The 26,311-nt window shown below is 36.1% G+C and carries 20 protein-coding genes, 1 tRNA gene, 2 pseudogenes and 1 riboswitch; of the genes and pseudogenes, 2 read left to right on the top strand and 21 right to left on the bottom strand.

The genetic code is table 11. From position 1 onward, the window contains the following. The 7 genes from BN358_RS22700 to cysS form a co-directional block, all read right to left on the bottom strand. Positions 1-103 (bottom strand): GTP-binding protein (locus BN358_RS22700; protein WP_019227345.1); only part of this gene is annotated, 103 nt, incomplete at its 3' end. Between the two features lie 38 nt (positions 104-141). After that, positions 142-217 (bottom strand) — tRNA-Thr (locus BN358_RS00370). A 216-nt stretch (positions 218-433) separates the two neighbouring features. After that, positions 434-1,081, bottom strand: a complete 648-nt coding sequence (locus BN358_RS00375; RefSeq protein WP_019227346.1) for a sigma-70 family RNA polymerase sigma factor — start codon at positions 1,079-1,081, stop codon at positions 434-436. 68 nt (positions 1,082-1,149) lie between these two features. Next, on the bottom strand, positions 1,150-1,665 hold the full coding sequence (locus tag BN358_RS00380) for an NYN domain-containing protein (RefSeq protein WP_019227347.1): 516 nt from the start codon (positions 1,663-1,665) through the stop codon (positions 1,150-1,152). Between the two features lies 1 nt (position 1,666). Then, complete coding sequence (gene rlmB / locus BN358_RS00385) at positions 1,667-2,395, bottom strand: 23S rRNA (guanosine(2251)-2'-O)-methyltransferase RlmB (RefSeq protein WP_019227348.1); 729 nt, start codon at positions 2,393-2,395, stop codon at positions 1,667-1,669. After that, complete coding sequence (locus tag BN358_RS00390; protein ID WP_019227349.1) at positions 2,382-2,843, bottom strand: Mini-ribonuclease 3; 462 nt, start codon at positions 2,841-2,843, stop codon at positions 2,382-2,384. The genes rlmB and BN358_RS00390 overlap by 14 nt, the downstream gene beginning before the upstream one ends. After that, complete coding sequence (gene cysS / locus BN358_RS00395) at positions 2,825-4,234, bottom strand: cysteine--tRNA ligase (RefSeq protein WP_019227350.1); 1,410 nt, start codon at positions 4,232-4,234, stop codon at positions 2,825-2,827. Before cysS ends, BN358_RS00390 begins: the two co-directional genes overlap by 19 nt. Positions 4,235-4,415: 181 nt before the next feature. Here cysS and BN358_RS00400 point away from each other — a divergent pair, with 181 nt between their 5' ends. Next, a complete protein-coding gene (locus tag BN358_RS00400; RefSeq protein WP_019227351.1) occupies positions 4,416-5,828 on the top strand; it encodes an N-acetylmuramoyl-L-alanine amidase in 1,413 nt (470 codons plus the stop codon). A 287-nt stretch (positions 5,829-6,115) separates the two neighbouring features. Here BN358_RS00400 and BN358_RS00405 read toward each other — a convergent pair whose 3' ends face one another. Genes BN358_RS00405 through thrC form a run of 4 tightly spaced genes read right to left on the bottom strand, consistent with a single transcriptional unit; the run spans position 6,116 to position 10,185 of the window. Continuing rightward, entirely contained in the window at positions 6,116-7,324 is a 1,209-nt protein-coding gene (locus BN358_RS00405) for a patatin-like phospholipase family protein (protein ID WP_019227352.1), read from the bottom strand. A gap of 9 nt (positions 7,325-7,333) precedes the next feature. Next, positions 7,334-7,771 carry an ACT domain-containing protein gene (locus tag BN358_RS00410; protein WP_019227353.1) on the bottom strand — a complete coding sequence of 146 codons (438 nt, stop codon included), beginning with the start codon at positions 7,769-7,771 and terminating at the stop codon, positions 7,334-7,336. A gap of 35 nt (positions 7,772-7,806) precedes the next feature. Continuing rightward, complete coding sequence (gene thrB / locus BN358_RS00415; RefSeq protein ID WP_019227354.1) at positions 7,807-8,688, bottom strand: homoserine kinase; 882 nt, start codon at positions 8,686-8,688, stop codon at positions 7,807-7,809. A gap of 9 nt (positions 8,689-8,697) precedes the next feature. After that, positions 8,698-10,185, bottom strand: a complete 1,488-nt coding sequence (gene thrC, locus BN358_RS00420; protein WP_019227355.1) for a threonine synthase — start codon at positions 10,183-10,185, stop codon at positions 8,698-8,700. Positions 10,186-10,397: 212 nt separating this feature from the next. Between thrC and BN358_RS00425 the strand changes: the two are divergent. Continuing rightward, a pseudogene (locus BN358_RS00425) lies at positions 10,398-11,551 on the top strand (1-deoxy-D-xylulose-5-phosphate reductoisomerase). Positions 11,552-11,635: 84 nt separating this feature from the next. Here the strand turns inward: BN358_RS00425 and BN358_RS28545 are convergent. The 10 genes and pseudogenes from BN358_RS28545 to BN358_RS00470 form a co-directional block, all read right to left on the bottom strand. After that, a pseudogene (locus BN358_RS28545) lies at positions 11,636-11,695 on the bottom strand (hypothetical protein); the annotation flags it as partial. A 14-nt stretch (positions 11,696-11,709) separates the two neighbouring features. Then, positions 11,710-14,427 (bottom strand): LCCL domain-containing protein, encoded by a 2,718-nt coding sequence (locus BN358_RS22115; protein ID WP_019227357.1) that lies wholly within the window; start codon positions 14,425-14,427, stop codon positions 11,710-11,712. Positions 14,428-14,669: 242 nt separating this feature from the next. Continuing rightward, positions 14,670-14,942 carry a YlmC/YmxH family sporulation protein gene (locus tag BN358_RS00435; RefSeq protein ID WP_019227358.1) on the bottom strand — a complete coding sequence of 91 codons (273 nt, stop codon included), beginning with the start codon at positions 14,940-14,942 and terminating at the stop codon, positions 14,670-14,672. A 207-nt stretch (positions 14,943-15,149) separates the two neighbouring features. Continuing rightward, positions 15,150-15,923: an RNA polymerase sporulation sigma factor SigG gene (gene sigG, locus BN358_RS00440; RefSeq protein ID WP_019227359.1), complete on the bottom strand. Its 774-nt coding sequence runs from the start codon at positions 15,921-15,923 to the stop codon at positions 15,150-15,152. 61 nt (positions 15,924-15,984) lie between these two features. Then, positions 15,985-16,707 carry an RNA polymerase sporulation sigma factor SigE gene (gene sigE / locus BN358_RS00445; protein WP_019227360.1) on the bottom strand — a complete coding sequence of 241 codons (723 nt, stop codon included), beginning with the start codon at positions 16,705-16,707 and terminating at the stop codon, positions 15,985-15,987. Further along, positions 16,685-17,578 carry a sigma-E processing peptidase SpoIIGA gene (locus BN358_RS00450; protein ID WP_019227361.1) on the bottom strand — a complete coding sequence of 298 codons (894 nt, stop codon included), beginning with the start codon at positions 17,576-17,578 and terminating at the stop codon, positions 16,685-16,687. The genes sigE and BN358_RS00450 overlap by 23 nt, the downstream gene beginning before the upstream one ends. Positions 17,579-17,744: 166 nt before the next feature. Beyond that, on the bottom strand, positions 17,745-20,450 hold the full coding sequence (locus tag BN358_RS00455) for an FAD-dependent oxidoreductase (protein WP_019227362.1): 2,706 nt from the start codon (positions 20,448-20,450) through the stop codon (positions 17,745-17,747). Positions 20,451-20,649: 199 nt separating this feature from the next. Continuing rightward, positions 20,650-21,393, bottom strand: a complete 744-nt coding sequence (locus tag BN358_RS22120) for a class D sortase (protein WP_198018330.1) — start codon at positions 21,391-21,393, stop codon at positions 20,650-20,652. Positions 21,394-21,448: 55 nt separating this feature from the next. Then, positions 21,449-23,839: an LPXTG cell wall anchor domain-containing protein gene (locus tag BN358_RS00465; protein WP_019227364.1), complete on the bottom strand. Its 2,391-nt coding sequence runs from the start codon at positions 23,837-23,839 to the stop codon at positions 21,449-21,451. Positions 23,840-23,970: 131 nt separating this feature from the next. Beyond that, positions 23,971-24,058: riboswitch (cyclic di-GMP riboswitch) on the bottom strand. A 192-nt stretch (positions 24,059-24,250) separates the two neighbouring features. Next, on the bottom strand, positions 24,251-26,311 hold a 2,061-nt coding region (locus tag BN358_RS00470; RefSeq protein ID WP_040581809.1), incomplete at its 5' end, for an S-layer homology domain-containing protein.

Raw genomic sequence — 26,311 nt, forward strand, 5'->3', positions numbered from 1 at the left:
TCTTTGTAATTGCTGCTGTTAAAGTAGTCTTACCATGGTCAACGTGGCCAATTGTACCAATGTTAACGTGTGGTTTGGTTCTTTCATATTTCTGCTTTGCCATTTTATTCCTCCCGAGTTATAATTTTTTTAAATAAGATTTGGAGCCTACGAGCAGACTCGAACTGCCGACCTCTACATTACCAATGTAGTGCTCTACCGCCTGAGCTACATAGGCATTACGTCACTTCTTTGTTAGCAAAATTTATTATACCAACAAAGTAAAAATAAATCAATAGTAAAAATCGCAGAATAGCAATTTTATAGAACATTTTGAGCAGGTGATACTAGTCTCATACACAAATTTATAAACTCGCTGCTCTACAAATATAAACTCATTGCATTTGAATACCTGCAATGTTTGGGTCATGGCATAATAAAAGGGCTTACGCCCTCAATTAATCATATACATTTTTTCTTTGTTGTTGCAGATTTTTCTTTTAACTCTTTGCAGTGCATTGTCTATGGATTTAATGCTCTTGTTCAGGACTTGCGATATTTCCTCGTAACTCTTGCCTTCTTCATATTCCGTAAGTACTTCTATTTCGAATCTACTTAGAATTTTCTTTGCCTGTTCATAATATAAGTTTTTCTCTTCTTCATTAATGTATACAATTTCTGGATTAAGATTTTCTGAACTAAAATAATAATCAAAAGCCTTAGAATCGTTTTCCGATTCAATATAATCATACAGAGAAATACCCTTAACCATATGAGTGCTAGTTTTTCTAATGGCAGAAATTACCTGTCTTCTTACGCACACTTCAGCATATGTCTTGAACTTCGCTCCAAATTTTCCATCATAGCTATTAACTGCCTTAATGAGACCAATCATTGCTTCCTGGAACAAATCATCTTTCCCGCCGCCTATAATGAAGAAAGAACTGGTTATTCTCTTGACTATATATGTATATCTTTTATACAGACATTCTTCGGCATATTTATCTCCGGCATTTCTCTTTTCTACCAGCTCTTCATCGGAAAAATTATCATATTCATCAAAGTTATAAATATAGTTGTCAAATAAAACAACCGGTATCATACTGTCCTCCGCAAAATTCTTTCAATTATATGGAAATTATATCTACAATTACATTTAATGTCAACACCTTACATGCTTCTTCTGAGCTTTTCCAATTTTTCCAAAGTATCAGAGTCTAAAACAAGGTCAATATTTGTTCCTTTTTGTCGAGGTTTCTCGGTTTTTGTTCTTATATCCTTTTTAGTGTTTTCAATTTCCAATATCATTTCATGAGCAGAAATTCTAGTTCCGCCTCTGGAAATGACTATTTGCTGAATTGCGCTGTCAGATGTTGCTACCTGAACTCTTTCATATCTTCCTATTTTATCAAGCTGTTTTTCAATGTAGCTGTCTGCTGTTTCATGTTCCTTTGTATAAACAACTTCAACGCCTGCATACCTTTCCGTTTTTTCAAGACTTCCCTTAACAAGATGCGCGTCAAAAACCACAATAACCTTCAGTCCTGTGTATGCCTGGTATTCTATTAAAAGTTCAATAAGTTTGTTTCTACTGTTTGCAATGTTTTTTACATCCCTGTAATATTGCCATTGATTAATAATGTTGTACCCGTCAATAAACAGGTATTCTTTTTTAGTCCTTGGCATTTTAAATGTTCCTTTGCTTCATCACTTCATAAATTATTATGGAAGCAGCACAGGATGCATTCAATGAGTTGATTTTTCCCTTCATAGGAATTTTTACAAGAGTGTCGCATTTTTCTTTTACAAGCCTGCCTATTCCTGAGCCCTCATTTCCTATGACAAGTCCAACAGGAACATCAAATTTTTCATCGCCTACATTGTTACCTGCCATATCGGCACCGTAAATCCACAGTCCCTTTTTTTGAAGTTCTTCAATTGCATTTACTATGTTTGTGACTCTTGCAACAGGAAGAAACTCAACAGCTCCTGCCGAAGATTTTGCAACAACTCCGTTTACCTGTGCAGCCCTTCTTTTGGGAATGATTACTCCGTGTGCTCCCAGACATTCCGCTGTACGGATTATTGCTCCGAGATTATGAACGTCAGTTATTTCATCAAGAATTATAACAAAAGGTTTTTCGCCTCTTTGTTTAGCAAAGTCAAGTATATCATCAATATCCTTGTATTCATATTCCATGGCTTCTGCTATGATTCCCTGGTGTCTTTTGTTTTCACTCAATCTGTCTAAAAGTGCCTTGTCAACATTTTTAACCAGTATGTTCTTTGCCTTGGCAAGTTCAAGTATTTTGTTCATGGAGCCCTGGGCAGCTTCCCTGCTTATTAATATTGTATCTATCTGGGCATCGCTTCTAAGCGCTTCCATTACCGGGTTTTTACCCTCAATTATTCTCATGTTCTTCATCCTTTTCAATTATTTCAATAATTTTATCAAAAAGCTCCATCAACCTGTCCAGTTCATCATTTAAATACAAGTATCCCACCAAGGCTTCAAAACCTGTGGCATATCTGTAATCCATAAGCTCTGCATTTTTGGGGGATGATGTTACTTTGGCATTTCTTCCTCTTTTTACAATTGTTTTTTCCTCATCTGTAAGTTCATTGTCAAGCTTACTTACAATATAAGCCTGTGCCTTTGCCTTTACAAATTTCACAGTGAGGCGGTGCATTTTATTTACGTTAATGTCGTTATTTTTTATGATGTAGCTTCTCACCAGCATCTCATAAACAGCATCACCTGCATAAGCTAGTTGTGCAGGTGAATACATAGTCGTATTTTTTGATGATTTTTTGCTTGCTGATACAAGCATTTCTTTTTCAAATTCTAATTTATTTTCTTCCAATTTACACCCTGTCTTGTATCTTCCAGCACTATTCCCTTTTCCAAAAGCTCTGCTCTTATGGAATCTGCCAGCTGATAGTCTTTGTTTTTCTTGGCGTCCTGTCTTTTTTGTATCATTTCTTCAATGTATTCGGCAAGTTCGTCGTGTATTTCAATTGTTTCTTCCTTCAACAAATCAAGAGACAAAACTTTTTCAAAATCAGCAACAAGATCTAATTTCTGGCTGCTATTTAATTCATCAGTCTTGAGCATGTCAAACAATACAGTAATGGCATTTGCAGTGTTTAAATCATCTTCAAGGCATTTTTTGAATTCTTCCTTGTATCTTTCAGCTGCCTGTTCATTTGCCTGTTTGTTGTCAGCATTTTCTTTTATTGACTTAACTCTGCTTTTTAATTTAGTGTATGCATTTTCTGCTGAAGCAAGTGAATCAAAAGAAAATGCAAGCTGTTTTCTGTAATGAGAGTTAAGGACAAAGTATCTGTAAGCCAAAGGATTAAAGCCCTTTTTCTCAACTAGGGACAGTGTCAGGAACTCTCCGCTTGATTTGCTCATTTTTCCATCGTTGTCAATTAAAAATTCACCGTGCCACCAGTACTTAACCCATTCTTTTCCTGTATAGCTTTCAGTTTGAGCTATTTCATTTGTGTGGTGAACTGGTATGTGATCAACGCCTCCGCAGTGAATATCCATTTGTTCTCCTAGATTTACGAGACTTATTACCGAGCATTCAATATGCCAGCCCGGATAACCCACTCCCCATGGAGAATCCCATTTCATTGCCTGGTTTTCAAACTTGGATTTTGTGAACCATAAAACAAAATCCTGAGGATTTTTCTTGTGAACATCCACATCCACATCTTCCCTGGAAGCAGTTCTGAGCTGTTCTAGGTCCATGCCGGAAAGTTTTGTGTAGTTTTCGACCTTTGTTATGTCAAAATACACATTTCCGTTTGCAATGTACGTGAAGCCTTTTTTCTCCAGTCCTTTAATGAATTCAATGTATTGATCTATATAATCTGTTGCTTTTGCTACAACATCGGCTTTCTTAATGTTGAGTTTTTCTATGTCTCTAAAAAAAGCATCCGTGTAGTGCTGAGCAATTTCCCACACAGTCTTGTTTTCCCTTTTTGCACCCTTGAGCATTTTGTCTTCGCCGTCGTCGGCATCCGACTCCAGATGTCCCACGTCTGTTATGTTCATGACTCTTTTCACAGGATAACCTATGTATCTCAAAGTTTTTTCAAGCACGTCCTCATGTATGTACATCCTTAAATTGCCCAAATGAGCATAATTATATACAGTAGGTCCGCATGTATACATTTTTACTAAATTTTCATCTATAGGCTTAAAATCTTCAATAGATCTTGAAAGTGTATTATAAAGTTTCATAAGAAATCTCTCCCCTCGTGACTTTAAAATCATTATATAATACAGTTTGTTGACTATCAAGTTATTTTTTCGCGAACAATTTTTTAATGTAATTAAACTGTAATGGTTTATTTTGTCGATAAATGTTATAATTTTCATACATTGACAGCAATATTAAATTCATTCAAAAAGGGGGTAAAATATGAAAAAAATATTACTACTTGCTTCAATTATCCTTGCATTGTCAATGCCTGAGGCTCTAGGCGATGAAATCGGCTACACGAACATCTCAAACATTGCCCTGTACAAAAGCGATAATTATACCTCAAACGTTGTTGACACATTGAAAATTAACAGCAGGATTTCCATAGTCAAGGAAAGTGAAGACTGGTACAATGTAAAAACTCAAGACGGAAAAACAGGCTGGATTGAAAAATATTTCGTTACTGTTCCAGCTGATAAATATGTTAAGAACAACACAGAACACATGATTAACATAAGGACAGCCCCTACCACAACTTCAAAACAAGTGGGACAGCTTTCGCCAGGAGAAAAGGCAAAATACATAGATACATATCACAGCTGGCACATAATCGAATACAAGGGCAAGGAATATTACATAGCAAGCTGGCTTACAGATATTGAATATGATGAATCTGAAAAAATATATTTTCTTTATGACAACATCAACATCAGGGATATTGACAGTATCAGCGGAAGTGTTATTGCACAAGGAAACAAATATGACAGTTTTGAAGTATGTGGAGAAAAAAGCGGCTGGCTTAAATTAAAACTTCCTGACGGACAGTTGGGATATGTTGCTGCGTGGCTTACTTCATACAACATGAACTATTATTCTGAAGGAACCGTTTCTTACAAAAAAACCACCGATGATCTTAATATAAGGACAGGCCCTTCAACAAAAGACAAAAAAGTACTATCAATAAAAAAAGGCTCAGCCGTAACAGTTGTTGATACAGAAAACGGATGGGACAAAATTGTTGATAAAAAAGGAAACGTGGGCTGGTGCAACAATTCTTATTTAAAGGAAGTTCTCCCATTGTCAGGCAAAAAAATACTTCTTGATCCTGGACACGGCGGCAAAGACCCGGGCAGTATTAGCTTCACCGGAAAGTTTGAAAAATATGTGAACATGGATGTTGCACTGATGCTTAAAGAAAAGCTTGAAAGTCTTGGAGCAACGGTTTATCTCACCAGAAACGGTGACACATACATAAAAAATTCAGAAAGAGGACGAATGGCAGACAAACTTGGATGCGACATACTTCTTTCCATACACCACAACTCACTTAACAACAGCGATTATTTTGGTTTGTCAACTTACTACAACACAAAGAATTTTAAAGATAAGAAGTATGGATACAATTTAGCTGAATCAATTTATTTAAATGCCGTGACGGTTAACGGTGTATACAGAGACGGTATACTTGACAGAAACTACGAGGTCCTAAGGGAAACAAAGACTCCGGCAGCTTTAATAGAAATAGGATTCATGTCTAATCCAAAGGAAGAAATGAACATTCACAACTCAAGCTTTCAAAATATAGTTGTTGAAAAAATAGCAGCCGGAATAACAGACTACTTTAATAATTAATAATTAATAGTGAAGAATTAAGAGTTATGAGTTTTAAAAAATGACAACCTCTGATTCATACTAACATTGACTATCATTACGTAGGGGCTGGTCTTGTGCCAGCCCGCTGTTATTAATTCAGGAACTTATATCTTCGGGAGGACACGAGGTCCTCCCCTACAACCCGTGATTTACATTTCACCGCGACATGTAAATTATCGACAACTCATTATAAAACTAAATCAGGGCTTGCGCCCTGATTTTTCATTTAATTCTTAATTCTTAACTCTTAATTCTTCATTGTTAATTTATAAAAATATTTCTGCGAAAATTTCTGATATTATATCTTCTTTTACCGCCAGGGACAATATTTTGTTTCTCTTTACAAATGCAGGAACATTTTTTGTGAACGGAAGCGGCTTTTCAATAAACTTCTTTGCAGTAACCTCCATAAATTCCTTGGCTGAATAAATTTTATATCTTTCCATGTCATATTTTTCAGCTATTCTTTCCGTGAGACGAAGCAATATGTCCTGATAATCGTTCTTTCCCTTCATGTCAAGGATGGATTCAACCCTTGGAAGTATTTTTTCAAAAAGCATTCTTTCATCGTAGACGTCTTCAAAACCCAGCATTATTCCTATATTTTCAATCTTTTCCTTATGCTGTAACAAAAAATCCACCAACACTTGGATGAAATCACCTTCATATGGAGTGCAGTAGTATCTGTATCCTTTAAGGCGTTTGAAAACCTTCATGGTGTCGTAATATCCAAGCTTAATAAGTTCTACTGCCTTTTCCCTGTTGAAATCAAGTGAACCGAGCATTCCACCCAGACCTACGGCAGGCTGTATGTAGATGATGTTTAAGTCCTTAGTTTTTACCTTTTTTACAATTCCTATTGCCATTGTCCTTACGGCAATTATGTTTTTGAATCCTTTTTTTGCAAGAAGACCTATTGGAAGATTGTCATAAAATCCACCGTCCAGATATTTCTTGCCGTCCATCTCTTCCATCCTGAAAGCAGGTAGATTTGCACTTGCCAAGAGAAAATCAACAAGTTTGCCTTCAGGAATATCTTCTTTATAAAGTTCAAGAGGCTTTTTGTCTGTCATGTTGACTGTTACAATTCCAAAGTCGATGTTTGACTTTCTGATTTTATCCTCATCAACATACGTGTCAAAGAGCTCCCTCATTTTTGTTGTATCAAGCCCGCGGTTGTTTAAAATTTCCTTTGACTGGTGGATTAGATAGGAAAAATTTATTTCCTGCAGATTGAAATTTTTAATATTATCTATTGCTTTCTCGTCAATATCAAACAGTTCATGGGAATTTACATTGTACCACACTTTTTCTAAAAGCTCGTAATCCCCCTGAACCATCAGTGCTCCATTTATGGCTCCTATTGAAGTTCCTGCAATTCCACCTATTTCTACGCCAAGCTCCATAAGAGCCTTGTATGCTCCTACATGGTAGGAACCTTTTGCGCCTCCGCCTTCTAAAACCAATCCATACATAGCTTTCTCCTACTCGATTGACAACAGTTTTACAGAACTTATACCTTTTATTGATTTCATTTCTGTTATGATATCATCAATTGACTTGCTTATGTCAGAAATGTCTAATGATACATTCACCGAAGCCTTGCCGTTAATTGGAATGCTTTGGTTTATTGTTAGTATATTTGCATTTTCTGACGACATGTAATTCAATACATTTGAAAGAACACCCTTCTCATGTCTTAACATCATGGAAATAACTGCTTTTCTTCCGATTGAATTCTCAGAAGGAGAAAAAACATAATCTTTGTACTTATAATAAGTGCTCCTGCTTATTCCAACCTTTTTTACTGCTTCGCTGATTCCCTTTACATTGCCGTTATTAATCAGGTTACGGGCTTCAATAACCTTCTCATATACATCCGGCAATATTTTCTTGCTTACAATTAAATACTTCTTTAACATAAATCCACCTCTTTATTTAAAATAATTTTTATTCATCATATTTGTTCTACAATCACTCCATACTTGTCTGCCTCCAGATACTTGACAATCCAATTATGTTCTAGATTCATTATACTCACTTTTATTCTGTTTGTAAATTCAGGATTTTGAATTATGTTCATCAAAGTAGGCCCCGAACCACTTATGAAAAATGCATCTGATTTATTTTCAATACAGATTTTTTTCACTTCATCATACTGGTGAATTAGAGATTTTCTGTATTTTTGGTGAAGTTTGTCCTTGAGAGATACACTTATTACTTCAAAGTTACCTTCCTCCAGGGCCTTTAACAGCACTGCTGCTCTTGAAATATTAAAAACCGCATCCTTGAAGGTCACATCCTGAGGTAGAAGTTTTCTTGCTTCGCATGTTGATGTTTCAAAGTCAGGTATGAGGGAGCAAAATTTAAGTTTCTCGCTTAAGTTGTACTTCATGCAGTAAGTCTTGTCATCCTCCACTAATGAGGCAGTTAGTCCACCGTAAACAGCAGGAGCGATGTTATCGGGATGTCCTTCAATTTTTACTGCAATTTTAAAGAGTTCATCCTTTGACAACCCTCCATGAAGAAGCTCATTGGCTCCATATACTCCTCCTACTATGCAGGCTGAGCTGCTTCCAAGTCCTCTTGAAACCGGAATTTCAGTATTCATGGAAATTTTAAGACCTTTTACTTCTTTTCCCATTTCCTTTGCAGCAATGACAAATGATTTGTAAATCAAGTTGTCTTCATTATTATATTCATCAGGGCAGCCTTCTATAATAAGCCCTTGTTCTATTTCTTCAAAATTGTAAACATTGTACATGTTAAGAGCAAGCCCCAAAGTGTCAAAGCCCGGCCCTATATTTGCTGTAGTTGCAGGTACAGTAACTCTTACCATTTTCATCTCCTATTTAATTGCGATTTTTCTCACGTAGATTTCCATTTCATCTTTTTCACACACTTCTTTATGAAGCACTGTCTTTTCCTTTAATCCTTTTAGGTTTTCAGGTATTTTCACTCCTGTTTTTTCGGAAAGCTCCTGCATTATTTCGAACTCGTCGCTGTTTGTTTCATGGTAAAGTGATTCGTACACACTTTTTGAAAACTTGTACGGACTTGCAGTGGACAAAACAATGCTCGTTGTATTATCATTTGTTTCATTTTTGTATGTTTCCAGCACCTTATATGCAACAGCTGTGTGGGTGTCAAGAAGATATCCGTATTTTTCGAATACATTTTTTATTGTTTCTTCAGTTTCATTCTTGAAAACGCAATTAGCGTAAAATTCCTCACTGATGACTTTTTTCATTTCATCACTTACTTCGTACTTTCCAGTAGTATTAAGCTGTTCCATTAAGTTTTTTATAGTATTGTTGTCCTTGCCGCTTACATAGTACAATAGCCTTTCAAGGTTGCTTGAAACAAGAATGTCCATGGATGGAGAAATGGTTTTGTGGAATTCTCTGTTTTTGTCATAAATTCCAGTCCTTATAAAATCATATAGCACGTTGTTTTCATTTGATCCGCAAATTAGTTTATTTACAGGGAGTCCAAGATTCTTGGCATAATAGCCTGCCAGAATGTTTCCGAAATTTCCTGTGGGAACTGCAAAATTAACCTTGTCCCCAATTTTAATGCTATTTGATTCTACAAGCTTCATGTAGGCATAAAAATAATATACGATTTGCGGAACGAGTCTTCCTATGTTTATTGAATTTGCCGATGAAAACATTTCATTTCTTTTTTCAAGCTCGTCTCTTAAATTTTCATTTGCAAATATGTTCTTAACGCCTGTCTGGGCATCATCAAAATTTCCTTTTATTGCACAAACATATGTGTTTGTTCCTTCCTGTGTGGCCATCTGTGCTTTTTGAACCTGGCTGACCCCACCATCAGGATAAAACACAATTATTTTTGTACCCTTTACATCCTTGAATCCTTCAAGAGCTGCTTTTCCTGTGTCTCCCGATGTTGCTGTAAGAATTATTACCTCACCCTTCAAATCGTTCATATCATATGCTGTAGTCAAAAGGTGCGGCAATATGGACAAAGCCACATCCTTGAATGCTGATGTAGGTCCGTGGAAAAGTTCTGATACATATGAATCTCCAGCCTTTACAACAGGAGTTATTTCATCAGTGCTGAATTTGCCTGTGTATGCATTCTTGACGCATTCTTTAACTTTATCTTTTGGAAAATCATCAAGCATCATACTTAAAATCTCTTCTGCAATTTCTATGTAGCTCTTGCCTTGAAGCAGTTCTATGTCAATATTTTTATCTTCAATATTCCTCATTACGTACAAGCCGCCGTCGTCTGCTATGCCCTTCAGTACCGCTTTTGACGCTGTTGAAAGAATATTTGAGTTTCTAGTGCTTTCATAACTTTGAAACATTTTATCCTCCGTGTACTTTGATATAATACTATATGATATACTGTTCTCAAAATTATTACAAGTGTTTTTTTAAATAAAACAATTCGTAAGCATAATATTTTGAACATCATTGCAATTTCCTAATTTTGCTATGCAAGTAATAGTCTTTGTGATAAAATGTAACTCATAAAATAAATACTAATTAAAAATTACATAAACAATAAGGAGAAGCCATGAAATATATAAGTATACTTGGTTCCACCGGTTCCATAGGAACCCAGACTCTTGATGTTGTCCGCGAACATGCAGATGAGCTGAAGGTGTGCGCAATTACAGGTAATAACAACATAGAACTTTTAAGAGAACAAATAATTGAATTTTCGCCAATGCTTTGCTGCGTAATGAACGAAGAAAAAGCATCTGCCTTAAAAAACATTCTTCCATCCAACATGAAGACAGAAATAATGTCTGGAATGGACGGATTAATAGCAACGGCAGAATATGAAAAGAGTGAAATAATAGTAACTGCTGTATCAGGAATGATAGGTCTCAAGCCGACAGTTGCAGCAATAAAAAAGGGAAAAACTATAGCACTGGCAAACAAGGAAACATTAGTAACAGGTGGAGATTACATAATGAACCTTGCAAGACAATATCATGCTCCAATACTTCCTGTTGACAGCGAACACAGCGCAATTTTCCAAAGCCTAATGGCTAATGACAAAAAATCAATAAATAAAATAGTCCTCACAGCTTCCGGAGGACCATTCAGGGGAAAAACCACTGATCTTTTAAAAAATGTCAAAGTTGAAGATGCCCTCAAACATCCTAACTGGTCCATGGGGAAAAAAATCACCATTGACTCAGCAACACTTATGAACAAAGGACTTGAAGTTATTGAAGCAAAGTTTTTATTCGACGTAGAGCCGGAACAAATTGAAGTTGTGGTACACCCTCAGAGCATAATACATTCGGGTGTTGAGTTCTGTGATCATTCAACCATTGCTCAGCTTGGACTTCCGGACATGAGAGTACCAATACAGTTTGCTCTTTTTTATCCAAAACGCTCATATAACAGCTACAAGAGCCTTTCTCTTTCAGAAATAGGCAGTCTGACATTTGAAAAGCCTGACCTGGAAGTTTTCAAGTGTTTAAGGCTTGCTTTTGACTCCCTTAAAGAAGGCGGAACAATGCCGGCTGTGCTGAATGCTTCAAATGAAGTATGTGTCGGCTTGTTTTTGGATAAAAAATAAGTTTCCTTGACATAGGAAACTTAAATGAAAAAGTTATGAACATGCACAAAAAAGAAAAAATAGATTCAATAGAAACAATCCTCAGTGCTGAGGAATGGACAAAACAAACAATAAACTCCTTGTTGAAGAATTAGAATGAACCATTCGGAAGCCGAGATTTAAACAAATACTATAAAGTCATGGGGATGATAAATCATCCCCATAATTATTAATATGAATCAATAAATTATTACTGCCTCTCTTGTTGAATTTATCCAATAAACCTTTGTATTAAGGTTTTCAGCTGCAAATCTTAAGGATACGTATGTGCGTCCGTTGACACCGTTGCGCCATTAAATTTGAAGCTTCCGTCCCACTCTCCATAATCACCTGATTCTACACCGTTTCTTAAGGTCCCTCTATATGAACTTTGTCCTGGAAGTATTGTAATGCTGATTGTCTTTGTCTCTCCAACTTTTAAAATTCCTGCATGAACAGCTGCTGCTGAAATGTCTGAATCATCAGTATAAACATCGGTACCCCACACATCACCTTCCATATCTCCGGTTACTATGAGATTTATTACAGTACCATGCATTCCTTGATATTCTACAAGATACAAGTCTTCTTCACGAGTAGTGGTTCCTATTCCTTCCGTTAAACCTTGTTCAGAAAGCGGCAGACTTACGTCGGTAAATTTAAAGCTGCCATCAAATTCTATATATTCTTCTGAACGAACTCCGTTCCTCCAGCTGCCTTCATAGCTAAGCTGACCGGGCAAAATGGTTACCCTCACTGTCTTTGTTTCACCATGTTTTACTATTCCTGCATGGACAGCTGCTGTGGAAACATCAGAATCATCCGTATAAATACCGTTGCCCCAGACTGATCCATCCAGTCTTCCTGTAACAGTTACATTTAAAGTTTCATTTACCCGGCTTCTATAGTAGGTCAAATCTAAACCATCACCATTTAATGCGCCATTGTCAACGGTTGGTGGTGGTTGAGTGTTTGTATCAGGTGAAGTAGTTGTAGTCGTTTGAGAGGAATTATTGTTTTCTTCTACTGCAACAACTTCAATTTCATTGCTCACTGCCAGCAATACATTGTTGTTGTCATAGATTCTGAAATGATATGTTCCTGCTTTTCCTGGAGTTGTAACAAGAAAATCACTGTTTACTTTGCCTGCGATGTTTTTCCATTGCTCAGGATTTTTAATGAAGCTGTCTGTTGAATACAAGCCTATGGTTGCATTGATTTGATTAGGTGCATTTTGATATTTGACATATATATCAGGAACTGACCCATATTCGCGTGGTCCAGGAACAATTTCTATTGGTCCCTGTGTCATATCTGAAAATGTTGGCCTTACACCTTCAGGATCCAAATCAAATATTAAATTCAATATTTTGTTCTTGTCTTCATTGCTTCCCCACATGAAGAAACCCATTAGGGGTGATCCACTATTCCAATCATATCCCACATCCATGTTTCTGATGAAATATGTCATGGTATTTTTAAAAGGTGGAAATGTCAGTGATCCACCAGAACCGGATACTCTTCTCAACTCCTGTATGCCTGGCTCCCCAATCAATGTCAGCTTCATTAACGTGAGCGTGTTTTTGAATGGAGCAAATTCCTGGTCATTGGTATTTGTACATGTTGCAAAATTTCCCATTTCCTGATTGATTGTATCGAAAGATCCTGAAGGGAATAGTCCGCCTGTCTGCATTGAACTGAGCGGCGGATTTAAAAGAGTCATCCATTCATTGAGGTCTATGTTAAATGCTTTTTTAACAGCATAGTTTATAGCATCCTGCTTTGCAGTCTTATAATCCTGTTCAACAGAATTCGGCACGATTTCCATTATGAAATCAGAAACACTGCCTAAATCGTTTTTTACACTGACTGCCACATCAGGATAACCAAGCATGCTCAAAAAGTGCTCGTCATACCATTTCTTCAGCTCATCCTTGTACTGCTCCATGCCGTTTCCATCAATAACCATTGTCTGAGCAGCCCTTTCATTGGCATCTATCCACGCGCCAAGACCCCTGTCTATATCTTCAATCCATGCTTCACAATATGCTTTTTGAGCAGATTGCAGAGAAATTCCCCAAACAAACTGATCCCATGCATTTCCGTTTTTGTTGTTATTTATTGTTTCGATTCTGCTTGCACAGGCATCACGGATTGCAAAGAATAGTTCCAGGTGGGGAGGCACACACTCAGTATCTCCGAAAAATTGAGCCATCCTGCTGTCCAGTGCAATGTTATGCAGATTTAATTCTCCGTCAACCAACATTGTATCAAACAAAAATCTTTGCGGAACCCTAATTAAATTATATTGGTTTGTCTTATACTTTGAAGGAATCTGTGAATCAATGTATGCTTCTAATGCTGAATGTCGCTTTATAATATTTTTTTCTTGTGCATTGATTCCATCAACTACATTTGGCCATGGTTTTTCAGCCCATTTATTGATGTAGCTGTGTCCGAAATAATCTCCGGCTGCATGTGCCATAAAACCAAGGACATAAGCTTTTGCCTGTTGTTTATTGTTCATCCTTAAAAAATCATTTGCAGGATCATTTTCATCTTCCGGCGGAATAACATCAATTTGAACAGTTGAACTTATATAGTTGCTCATAGACTGCTGCATCTGAGATGGAACATAATCCGGCAGCTCATTAGCCAAGTGCCAAAACGTATTAATCATGTCTCCCGGTGTTTGATAAGTGTTGCCGGGATGAAATATGGTCTGTCCGATTAAGATATCCGGCATAAGATCCGGCCCTAGTGCACCAGCTCTGTAATATTCCGGATACTGCCTGAGTATTTCTGCATATTCAGGCAACACTTCAAATTCACCATAAGGTTTTATTTCAACAAATCCATCACTGACATCCTCTAAAATTAAATTTGCAGAGTATACATGTGTTTTAACTTTCCATGCATATGCCGGTGACACGTTCAGTGAATACAGAAGAATAAGAAGCGTTATAACTTTAATAATAGTTTTTTTGCTCATTTTTACCCCCTTGCCTATCTTCAATTTTGTGAATCACTTTAATTTCATTAATATTATTTTATGTTCAATAGCATTAAAAGTATATTCATTAAGTCTAATTGAGACACAAAAACAGACCTAAGTAGTTCTAATTAGGTCTGTTTTATTTATTCTTGAAAATTAACATAGATATTTGCAGCAGGGTATACCTCTATAAGCATTTTGCAAACTTATATTTCAATTCAAGGAATATTTTAACGCTGTCAGTCCAGCATGTCTTTTATTCTTGCGTTGTTTTCATCATCGTCGACGTTTACTATAATAACATCCATGCCAACTTTTAGTATTTCTTCCCACTTTATTTTTCGTGATTTTGATTTTCCCAGCATACCCATGAACTTGCTTGCTTCTTCTATATAAAATGCTGAAATTTTTCCTGCCCTTGTGTCTATTTCCACATCGTCAAATCTGCCTAAAACTTCACCGTTTTTGATATTAACAACATCTTTTTCAATCATGTCCCAGTAATTTGTCATAGAATCACCCCTTCACAGCATATATTACAAGGTATGTCCGATTGTACAAAATATGCCAAAAATTCACTGTTCATTAGAATTTCAGAATAAATAGTCACAAATTAAGAATTAAGAGTGAAGAGTGAAGAGTTAAAAGAAGGAACGCCTACGCGTTCCAACATTAATTCTTAATTATTAATTCTTAACTCTTAATTTTTATTAACTGTTTCACCTGAACCCTTTTTTAAGTTGTGTCAATGCCGATTTTTCAAGACGGGACACCTGGGCCTGAGATATTCCTATTTCTTCGGCTACTTCCATTTGAGTCTTTCCTTTATAAAAACGCATGTCGACTATTTGCCTTTCTCTTTCTGACAAATTGCTTATGCTGTCCTCTAAAGTGATTTTTTCAATCCATCTTTCGTCTATGTTTTTTTCATCCTTGACCTGATCCACAACGTAAAGAGCATCTCCTCCGTCATTGTAAATGGGTTCAAACAACGATACAGGCTCTTGAATGGACTCTAAAGCAAATATGATTTCTTCTTTGTCAACGCCAATTTCATTTGCTATTTCAGCTATTGTAGGTTCCTGAGAATTGACTGCCGTAAGCCTTTCTCTTACCTGCAGTGCCTTGTAGGCTGTATCCTTCATGGACCTTGATACCCTGATTGAATTGTTGTCTCTTAGATACCTTCTAATTTCCCCTATAATCATGGGCACAGCATATGTAGAAAACTTAACGTCAAGAGACAAGTCAAAATTATCAATTGCTTTTATAAGACCAACGCATCCGATTTGAAACAAATCATCAACTGGCTCGTTTTTCGAATTAAATCTTTGAATCACGCTTAGCACTAGCCTTAAATTGCCATTAATAAACTGTTCTCTTAGCTCATTGTCGCCTTCTTGGATTTTCTTTATCATACCTCTCATTTCTGATGTTTTTATTGTAGGCAATTGAGAAGTATTAACGCCACATATAACTACTTTGTTTATCATCGTCGTTTTTCCCCTTATAAAAAATTATCCCCCTTTAAAATTATTACCGTGTATATACTTTTTATACAGCCTTGTTGATTTCCTTTTTTAGTCTACTCAGTATCTTTTTCTCAAGGCGTGATATGTAGGATTGAGAGATTCCAAGCATGTCAGCGACTTCTTTCTGAGTGAAGCTTCTTGAATTGTTAAGACCAAACCTGAGTTTCATTATCATGTATTCCCTTTTGTTCAGTTTTTTAATGGACTCATTGAGAAGCGTCAAATCAACTTCATTTTCCATGTCTTTGAATACAATGTCTTCTTCTGTTCCCAAAATATCAGACAGCAAAAGTTCATTTCCGTCCCAGTCAATGTTCAGTGGTTCATCCAGTGAAATTTCTGTCTTTGCCTTACCAACGCGCCTTAAGTGCATCAATATTTCATTTTCAATGCACTTTGATGCATATGTTGCAAGCTTAATATTTTTTTCAACTTTAAATGTGTTGACAGCTTTTATGAGTCCGATTGTTCCAATTGAAATCAAATCCTCTACATTTATGCCTGTGGATTCAAATTTCTTGGCAAGGTACACCACAAGCCTAAGATTGTGTTCAATGAGAATAGCTTTTGCATCATCCGAATCCTTGAGCCTGTTGATTACTTCTCTTTCTTCATCCTGAGACAAAGGGGCAGGAAGAGTGTCACTTCCGCCAATATAAAATATATCCTTGTCAGAACCAAACTTTTCTATTATAAAGTTAAGTATTTTATTATAAAAATCTTTAACATGATTTAACATACTCATTATTTGTTTCCCTCTCCAATTCTAGCAATTTTTTAAACAGCAGCGCATCGTAGTCATCCTTCTTGCTTATTCTTCCAGGATAAATTCCTATTACTGCATCTGTCTTGACAATATTATTTTTATCATCTGTTATTTCAATATTATCAGGCACCAGGCAAATCATATTTTCGCCTATGCTGCTTATGGTGTTGTATTTAACAATCCTGAGATTAACATCGCTCTTCATGTTTAGCAGATTTTCGTAACTGTTTTTTTCATTCTTGCAGCAGATTAGTATTTCCTCATACAGTTCTTTGCTTAAAAGGTTCTTAATGCATTCCATATTTGCAACTATTACAGGTTTTCCGCTCATTGGTTCTGTAAGTTCGTTTCCAGTATCAATGTACGCCCTCAGTATTTTGCTTTTGTTGTTGACTGTTATTTCCACATTTCTCATGTAATTATGTTTCTCAATTTTGGCTTTTATTTCTTTAAAAAAGAAATGCAACGCTGCATAGCCCATAAAAATTGAGCATACAATTGCATTAACAGTCAACTTGTCATAGTCCAGATAGTACAAAGCGGTTATAATTCCAACCATCAAGAGTGATGTGATGTAAAAGGCTATTATAGCTCTTAAATTTGCTGCAATTCCTCTGGAATCATAAGCAATCATTACCATTAAAACCGAAACGCTGAACTTGACTATGAAATATGTCATAAATTCTCTGCCTATATATGCAGTCAAAATTACGTACACTGCACCAAGGACAGAGGAAATGATCAACCTCCTGTATATGATTGTTTTTTTTAAGAGTTTTCCTGTTATGAAAAGCAATATGAAATCAATCAAAAAATTTTCAGCGAAGATATATTCAACGTAATAAACCATCTCCACCTCGCAAAATGTAATAATATGATTGTCATAAATACACACTGCGTCAGTATTTTTGAGAAATCACATTATTCATTATAAAATACACTTTTAAAATATTTTGTCATAACATGTAATCAAAAATAAAAAAAAACGCGGAATAAATCCGCGAATTTTGTTTCTGCTATTTTAATTTTTCGGCCATTTCTTCCATGGTCTTTTTGTTTTCAAATCCCTGAATAAGGTCTACAGTCTGTGAAGTGTCACCGATTAGTATTCCTCCTGCAAGTATACCTTCCTTGAAATACATCTTCTTGTAATTTATGCCTTCATTTTTTTCAAATGTTTTGTATTCAGCATTAGGATCAGAACCTATGTCACCTATTGAAAATACGCTTGAACCAAAGGCGTTTAGAGTTGTGGAAGGAATTATTGTTTCATATTCGCTTCTTCCGCCTAAGACATTAATTCCTGCTGCTTTTCCCTGCTCAATTGCTTCACTCCATAACGCATAATTTATGCCGTTGTATTCAGCACAGTCCCCGCATGCATATATGTCTTTTGCAGCTGTTTCCATTTTGCTGTTAACAACAATGGCCCTTTTAATTTCAATGCCTGTTCCTTCTGCAATTTTTGTGTTTGCTTTGACTCCAGTAGATACTATTACAACTTCCGCATCCACAGTTTCACCGTTGTCCAGTAGTATTCCCTTAACCTTGTCATCGCCTAAGATTTCCTTTGTTCCTACACCCTTTAAAAATGTAACACCTGAATTTTCAACTATTTCTTCAAGTATTTTTGAAGCATCACCATCAAGCTGACGAGGAAGAATCCTGTCTGCCATTTCAATTACAGTAACCTTAAGTCCTAAATTCTTTAACTCATTGGCTGCTTCAAGTCCTAAAACACCGCCGCCTATAACAGCACCTGTTTTCTTGCCTTTTGAATATTCTTTTATGTCATTGCCATCCTTGGCATATCTTAGTGTGAATACGCCCTTCTTTTCTCTTCCTGCAAAAGGAGGCACAAACACTTCTGCTCCTGATGCAACTACGAGTTTAGTGTATTCAATCTTTTCTCCGCTTTCAAGTGTTACAGTTTTATTTTCTGAATCAATTGATGTAACTACTTTGTCAAGAATGAGATTAACTTTGTTTTCCTCAAGCCACTTGTCATCCTTTATAATCATCGATTCAACTGTTACTGTATCGTTTGACAGCATTTTAGAAAGCTGCGGCCTGTAGTATCCCTTCACATTCTCCTTAGAGATAATTGTAATGTCGCTTATTTTGTTTCTTTTCCTTATTTCAACACAAGCTGCCATTCCAGCACCGCTTGCACCTATGATTACTATTTTTTCATTGATGTCAGCATAATTTTCTTCAGCACCTTCGTCATCAACCTTTACAAAATATTCCGGTCCCACTCCGCATACAGGACATGCTTCAGGCGGATTTGTTCCTTCTATAATTTCACCGCATACTGTGCATTTCCATCTGAAAGTTTTTTGTTCATCACCGGCAACTGCTGCTTCATTTACCTTTGTTGATTTAATAGATTGTTCTTCTTCAATTTTTTCAAAATTTTCAGGTCCAACGCCGCACACAGGACACTTTGCAGGAGGCTCTTCACCTTCAACAACTGCTCCGCATACAATACATTTCCACTTTGCTTGAGTTTCTTTTTTTGCACTAGGATCAACAGCATATGCAAATTCCACACCGAAATTGTATGCTTCTTTTATTTGTTCCTCAGAAGGTTTAAATCGTATTCTCAGGCCTTCACCGAATGGCTTCAGTCTTATTTGCTTGATTCTTTGCATGATGTTTGGAACGGCTTCTCCGCTCCAGCCATATGAACCAAAAGCAGAAGCATGTTTTCCTTTGTAAATAGGAGCATACATTTTTATTAGAATACTCCATATGGGCTCCAATGCTTCGCCCACCATTGTAGGTGAACCAAACAGCACACCGTCTGCCCAGTATATTCTATCAAGCACTTTCTTTTCATCTTCATAAACCATATCATATAGTTCAGTCTTGATACCTGACTCTGAAATACCTTTTGCAATTTCTTCAGCCATTGATTTTGTGTAGCCGTATGCAGAAACATATGGAATCACAATTAGTCTTCCTTCAAATGGCTTCTTTTCTGTTGAATATTGTTTGGAAAGATTTATAATTTTCCATGGATCTTCATCAAGAACGGGACCGTGTCCTGTGCAGACCATGTCTATGTCAAGATTTTCAATTCTTTCAATTGCCTGAAGATAAAAAGATTTAAAAGGAGCAAGAATATTATCAAAATAATATTTGAATGCACCCATATAATCATCTTTGTTAACAACGGTGCTCTGCAGAACCGTGTCCAGAGAATAATGAGCTCCAAAAGCGTCACAAGTGAACAATGTCTTGTCTTCCTTCAAATAAGAAAACATTGAATCAGGCCAGTGCAGGAACTTTGCATCAATGAATTTAAATGTCTTGTCACCCAGTGATAATTCATCTCCATCCTTAACTGCAATGGATTTAAACTGAGTATTGCATATGTGATTCATGAATTCAATTGCTTGTTTTGAACCAACAACCTGAATGCCAGGGTTCATTTTAACAAGATTTTCAATTGAGCCCGAGTGGTCAGGTTCTGTATGATTTACTATTATGTAGTCCACATCTTGTGCTGATATATTTAATTCCTTTAACCTTTCCAGATAATCATCAAAACATTTCAATTTAACTGTTTCAATCAGCGCGATTTTTTCACTGCCTTTCACAACATATGAATTGTATGATGTGCCGAACTCAGTGCGCATAATTATGTCAAACACCTCAAGTTCAGGATCAAGGCTCCCCACCCAATAAATATTATCTTTTAATTTTAATGATTTCATTTTTCCTCCTCTTAACATTAAAGTTTTGCCAATTTTAATTATACCCCTCATTTTTAAATTCAAACTCATATTTTGACGAATACTGATTAATTCTTGTTATTATTTTAACCTCTTTTTATCTAAATGTAAACATTTTCCATAACCATCTAGCAAAATACAAGGCATAAAAATAAGCGGAGATTTTATGCTCCGCTTATGGCTATAACTGATTTTCTTTTTCTTCCAGCAATGAACCTCTTACAACTAATCTATCTGTATATGTACCGATGGGAGTGCATGTAATCATTGTTATAATAGAATCTGATGTTTTATCTAATACCCATGTGTCCTCCGGCTTCACTACAAATGATTCATAAATTACATAAGTATAAATGTTTTCATCTTTTTTTATAACAACTCTGTCGCCTGCTTCCAATTTATCAAGCTTTCTAAAAAAATGCCCATATACGTAATTTCTGTGTCCCAGCAATACACTATTGCCATCTTCGCCTGGCTGTACTGTTCCGGGATAATGTCCAACTGCATATTTTAAAGCACTGTCATCAGTACCTTCCAGTATTGCAGCACTTACATTGATTTTGGGTATTTCAATTATGCCACTGATTTCTTTATTTTCAAATAGTTTTACAAGATCAGGCTTTGAGTTTTCAACACCTTCGGGTTCTGTAATATTGTTTTCTTCAGAGTTATCATATTCTTTTGCTTCTTCGGTTTCAGGCACCTGCAAGTTAGCCCCAAGAATATCGTCCTCTGTTTCAACAAGTACATCATCTATTGATTCTTCAATTTCATTTGTACCCTGATTTTTAAGCGTACTAATATATTCATCATATTCATTCATTAATTTGTTTTGATAATATATGGTATTCACTTTTTGATACAGTGCAATTCCTATTATTATTAAGCCTGCTGTTATCAAAATTCGTGATAAATATTTTCTCATAAAAATCATCCTTTTTAAATAGGAGGAACTTTAACGTTCCTCCTTATTGCAATTGTTAACCTTGAACTTTATTTTTCTTATTTATGATTATACCAGCTATTATCATAAATAACCCAATAGCAGCTAAAATCCACGTGTTAAATACCGTTCCGGTATCAGGAAGTGTTCCTTTAGGAACAGCACTTTCCTCTATTGTTTCATCTTCAACAGGAACATCTGGGCTAGACGGCTCATCCGGCGCCTGTAATATTTCTCCTCTCGGAACATCCGGATCTTCTATTGGAATTAACTCCTCTTCTTCATCTTCGCCGTCATCTTCATCTTCTTCCTCTTCATCTTCATCATCCTCTTCGTCGTCAGGATCATTAACTCTTGTTACTGTTACAGATACATTAGCTAAAGCTGTTACTTCATTGTCATCATCATCAACAGCTTTTGCTACAACTGTATTTGGGTACGTTCCTATATCTGTATAAATCTTTGTGCCTGTCATGGCAATAGTTGATTCACCAGGTTCGAGATTTACATCATCAGGTAATTTTATTTTGCCTATTACATTATCTTCAACGCTTGTAACAGTTACCGGTACTGTTCCGATGTTTTTAACTATATATGTGTATGTGAACTGTCCGCCAGGCACTGCCATACTTGTTGGATTAGCTGTCTTTGTCACTGATATAATCGGTTTTGTGTCTGTTACGGTTACTGTAGCACTAGCTGTGTTGGTGACTTCCTCTTCACCATTGACAGCTTTGACAGTTACAATGTTTGTATAAACTCCATCATCTGTGTAAGTGTGCTTGCCTGTCATTGCTGCTGTTGATTCTCCAGGTGCAAGTTCAACATCTGATGGCAATGTTATCAATCCAATTACATCATCACTTACACTTTTTACTGTCACAGGTATATTACCATTATTTTTAACAACATACGTATATGTGAACTCTCCACCAGGCTCTGCCATAACAATAGGATCTGCTGTCTTTGTTACTATAATACTTGCATCTGAATTTGTTACTGTTACAAAAGCAACTGCTGTGGCTGAGGCTTCATTATCGTCATCATCTTCAGCTTTAGCTGTTACTGTATTAGAATAAGTACCTGGTTCAGTGTATGTTTTAACTCCTGTCATAGCTGTTGTTGATTCACCTGGAGCAAGTTCTACGTCTGCCGGCAATATTATGGTGCCTATTACATTATCTTCTACGCTTGTTACTGTCACCGGCACAATACCATTATTTTTAACCACATAAGTATATGTGAACACTCCGCCTGATTTAGGCAGACTCGTTGGGTTTGCCACCTTTGTCACTGTGATACTTGGTAATGTATCTGTTACAGTTACATTAGCAGAATCTGTATCAGTAATTGTATTATTTTTATTATCCTTTGCTGTTGCAATTACTGTATTTGTATACACTCCATCGTCTGTGTACGTATATTTGGCTGTCATTGCTGTTGTGGATTCTCCTGGAGCAAGTTCTACATCTGCAGGAAGTTCAATGGTACCTATTATGTCATCCACAACACTTGTCAATGTTACCGGAACTGTTCCAATATTCTTAACAACATATGTGTAAGTAAACTCTCCACCCGGCTCTGCCATTGTCAACGGACTAGCTGATTTAGTTACTTCAATTTTTCCATATACAGTCTCTGCTCCATCTTTAATCTGAAGTTGATTGTCTTGCGACTTGCTTCCTTTCCATTCGGAGCTGTATGGACCAAGCTTGTTGTGATAAGGTGACCCATGAATTTCGCTTGCACCCATGCCAAGGCCCCAGCCTTCTGGCCCTTCAACACCCATAGCTATATGAGAAGCATATATAATCATTACTTCATCAGCATCGCCTTCCCAACTGACTTTAAAGCCAAGAGTGCTGTCTTTATTTGAATTTCCGTCCAGCTGGTTATTCATGGTTATTGAAGCATCCGTGATTGGTTTATTGGAAAAAATATAGATTCTTCGTTCTCCGTTAGTATCCTCGTATGCATCTTCCTTTTCTGTAGCATAATTGTTTGTTGGTATAGGAATATATGTTACATTATCGTTCAGTCTTTCTATGTCTTCTTCATCAATGTCATACCATATCCATCCTTCATCCCATATCTGACCGGATGTTGACTCTGCCTGATCATAACCTACTATAAAGTCATAGGCATACTTTCCGCCTTTTGTAAACTGGTATTCGAAATCAACATAGTGTATTCCACTGCCTGTGGTAATATCATTCAATATAAGACGTTGTGGGACAGATCTGCCTTCTGCATATGTAGAATTGTTTCGGTTAAGATCTCCGTTTATCCATTTTTGATTGCCAGATTCATCTGCAAACTGTTTCCAATTTGAAGTCGTTGCCTGTGCTGTCAATGGTATTCCCAGCGTTATAAGCATTACAGATAATACTATCGCTAATATTCTTTTGTGGGTATTGATTTTTCTCATAATTTATTCTCCTTTCTAAATTTGAAAATCCCAATAAAATTGTTGCTTTGTTCTTTTAAACAAAAGCTAAAGATATATTTTCTTCTAACGTTATTTCTAAAATAAAAAAGCTGCAAAATAATTTTATATTAATTTGCAGCTGAACTATCATAGTAGTTTCATACATTAGACTTCATAGCTTTGCGTCACTATTTTTCAATAGTTTTGCCAATATTAAATTGTATTTAATTTATACCACAAAAAAGCAACTATAAACATTTTAAAAAATATTTCCCTTATTAATATGTTTTGTAAATAAATATGTTAATTTATAGAATATATTCTTTATTCTACATAATTTCAACTTGACTACAATATCTGAAAATTCAACAAAAAAACAACCACCATTAGTGGTTGTTTTTATTGTTATGCTTACGGCCAAACTTTATTAGCCTTTAATCCTGTCCAAAGCTCGTCACCGTCTTCTTCATATATATAATTGTGACTGTTGGTTGCTTCCATTACAGCTTCGAAGTACCATTTATCACTTGTACTATCCGGCCAGAACATTGCATCTGGATGTATATTTTCTTCCGGAACTGCTCTTTCCAATACATTGTTAATCAATGTCATTGCTTCAGCTCTTGTTATATCTTGTTCAGGTTTAAATGTTAAATCTGGATAACCTTTAATCCATCCCTTGATTTCAGAAGATGTTATATACTTTTCAGCCCAATGACCAAATATGTCTGTGAAATTACTTGTACTGCCTAGCTCTAGTTTATCGAACTTAGCCGCAATAGTTGCAAATTCTGCTCTGCTAATAGGATCTGACGGCTTAAATGTTCCATCAGGATAGCCTTTGATTATACCAGCATTGTATAATGTTGATATTGCACGATTTGACCATCCATGATTTTCTAAATCCGTAAATGGATTCGAATCGCTTAACAAATTGTTTCTGCTTTCATCTGTCAGCAGTCTGTAGAAAATCATTGCCACTTCTTCCCTGGTTATATTGTTAAGAGGTCTAACATCTCCCTCTGGATAACCAATTATGTACGCAAAGTGATCTAATTTTTCAAGGTCTGCCAACGGTACTTCTGGATCAGGAATATCTTCATCGTCGTCATCATCATCATCGTCCCTGTTTCTGTCATAGAACAAATCAAATGTAGTTGTTATTACATACTCAATTGCTGTTCCAGTAATTGCTGAACCTGAAGTGGTATCTATAACAACTGGTATTTCAATTGTATCAACTGTTTGATTGTAGTTTACATATGTATAACCAGAATCATAATGCAGCTGTACATAATTTGTTATGTTGCTTACAGTACCTTCACCTTCGGCTTCATATCTCTTGTTATAATTGTTTGTGTTGTAACCGGTTTCATACATCCAGTTAATCTTATAGAAATCAGATTCTATAACTTCATATTCTGAATAGTAAAAATCAATTACATTTCCGCTTGTTCCTAAAGTTATTGATTTTTCAGTTTGACCAACTTTGTTGTAATTTGCTATATCCTTTGCTACTTCAGTAACAAGAGTTCCATAAATACCAGACTTTGTTACAGTTGGTGCTACTGGCAAACCAGTACCCAATTCCAAATAGTTTATTGTATATTCGACTTTATCTATTGTGTTAATAACAGTAAAGCCATCTTCAACACTACCAGTTATACCAGGGGTATAGCCTTCAATATCAGATTCTGATAATCTGTATTCTGAGTAATCAACCTTGTTCCTAATCCAATAGTATTCAGGATTATATTCATATTTTGGTAACTTGAACGAATCCTGCCATTCATTTTCATCATTTAATATCAATGTGTGATTTGTTGGTTCACCATTGGCGTCAATCAAAGTTACTGTTACTTCATCTCCTTTAGGACCTTCCCATACCTTCGTTACCGGAACATTAATAGCTTCAACATTGTAAACTCTAAAGCCATCGCTCATTCCCCAATTTTCTACTTCTGTAATGTAATTATCCAGAGTAACCTCTTCAATTGTATAATTTGAATAATCTATTACATTATTGTTTCCATCATATTTCGGTAATACAAATCTTCCTGACCATTTATTATAATCATCTGGTTCTATCGTTATTGAAGCTGCCACATCACCATTTTCATCAATCAAATGTAATTCAATGCTTTCTGGCCTTTGAACAGATTGTACTCTAAACATTGGCTGTTCATATTGTGGCTCTTCTAAACCGTCAATCCAAATCTTAGCTACTGGTATCTCCACTGTTTCTGTTGTATAGTACAATCTCAAAACTGCTGATCCACCTGCAACAATTACTGCACTATTGACATCATCTGACGTGTAAATCCATCCAATGAATGTACCCTGGTAGTCATCATCATATACAGTTGTTCCTGTTGTTCCTTGTTTTTCATCAATGCGATTTGGAATTACCGGATATGTTCCGTCTTCTTTCTGTAAATAATGTTCTACTATAAACTTTGTATCTGTATTCGA

Source organism: Sedimentibacter sp. B4 (assembly GCF_000309315.1).
Lineage (GTDB): Bacteria > Bacillota > Clostridia > Tissierellales > Sedimentibacteraceae > Sedimentibacter > Sedimentibacter saalensis.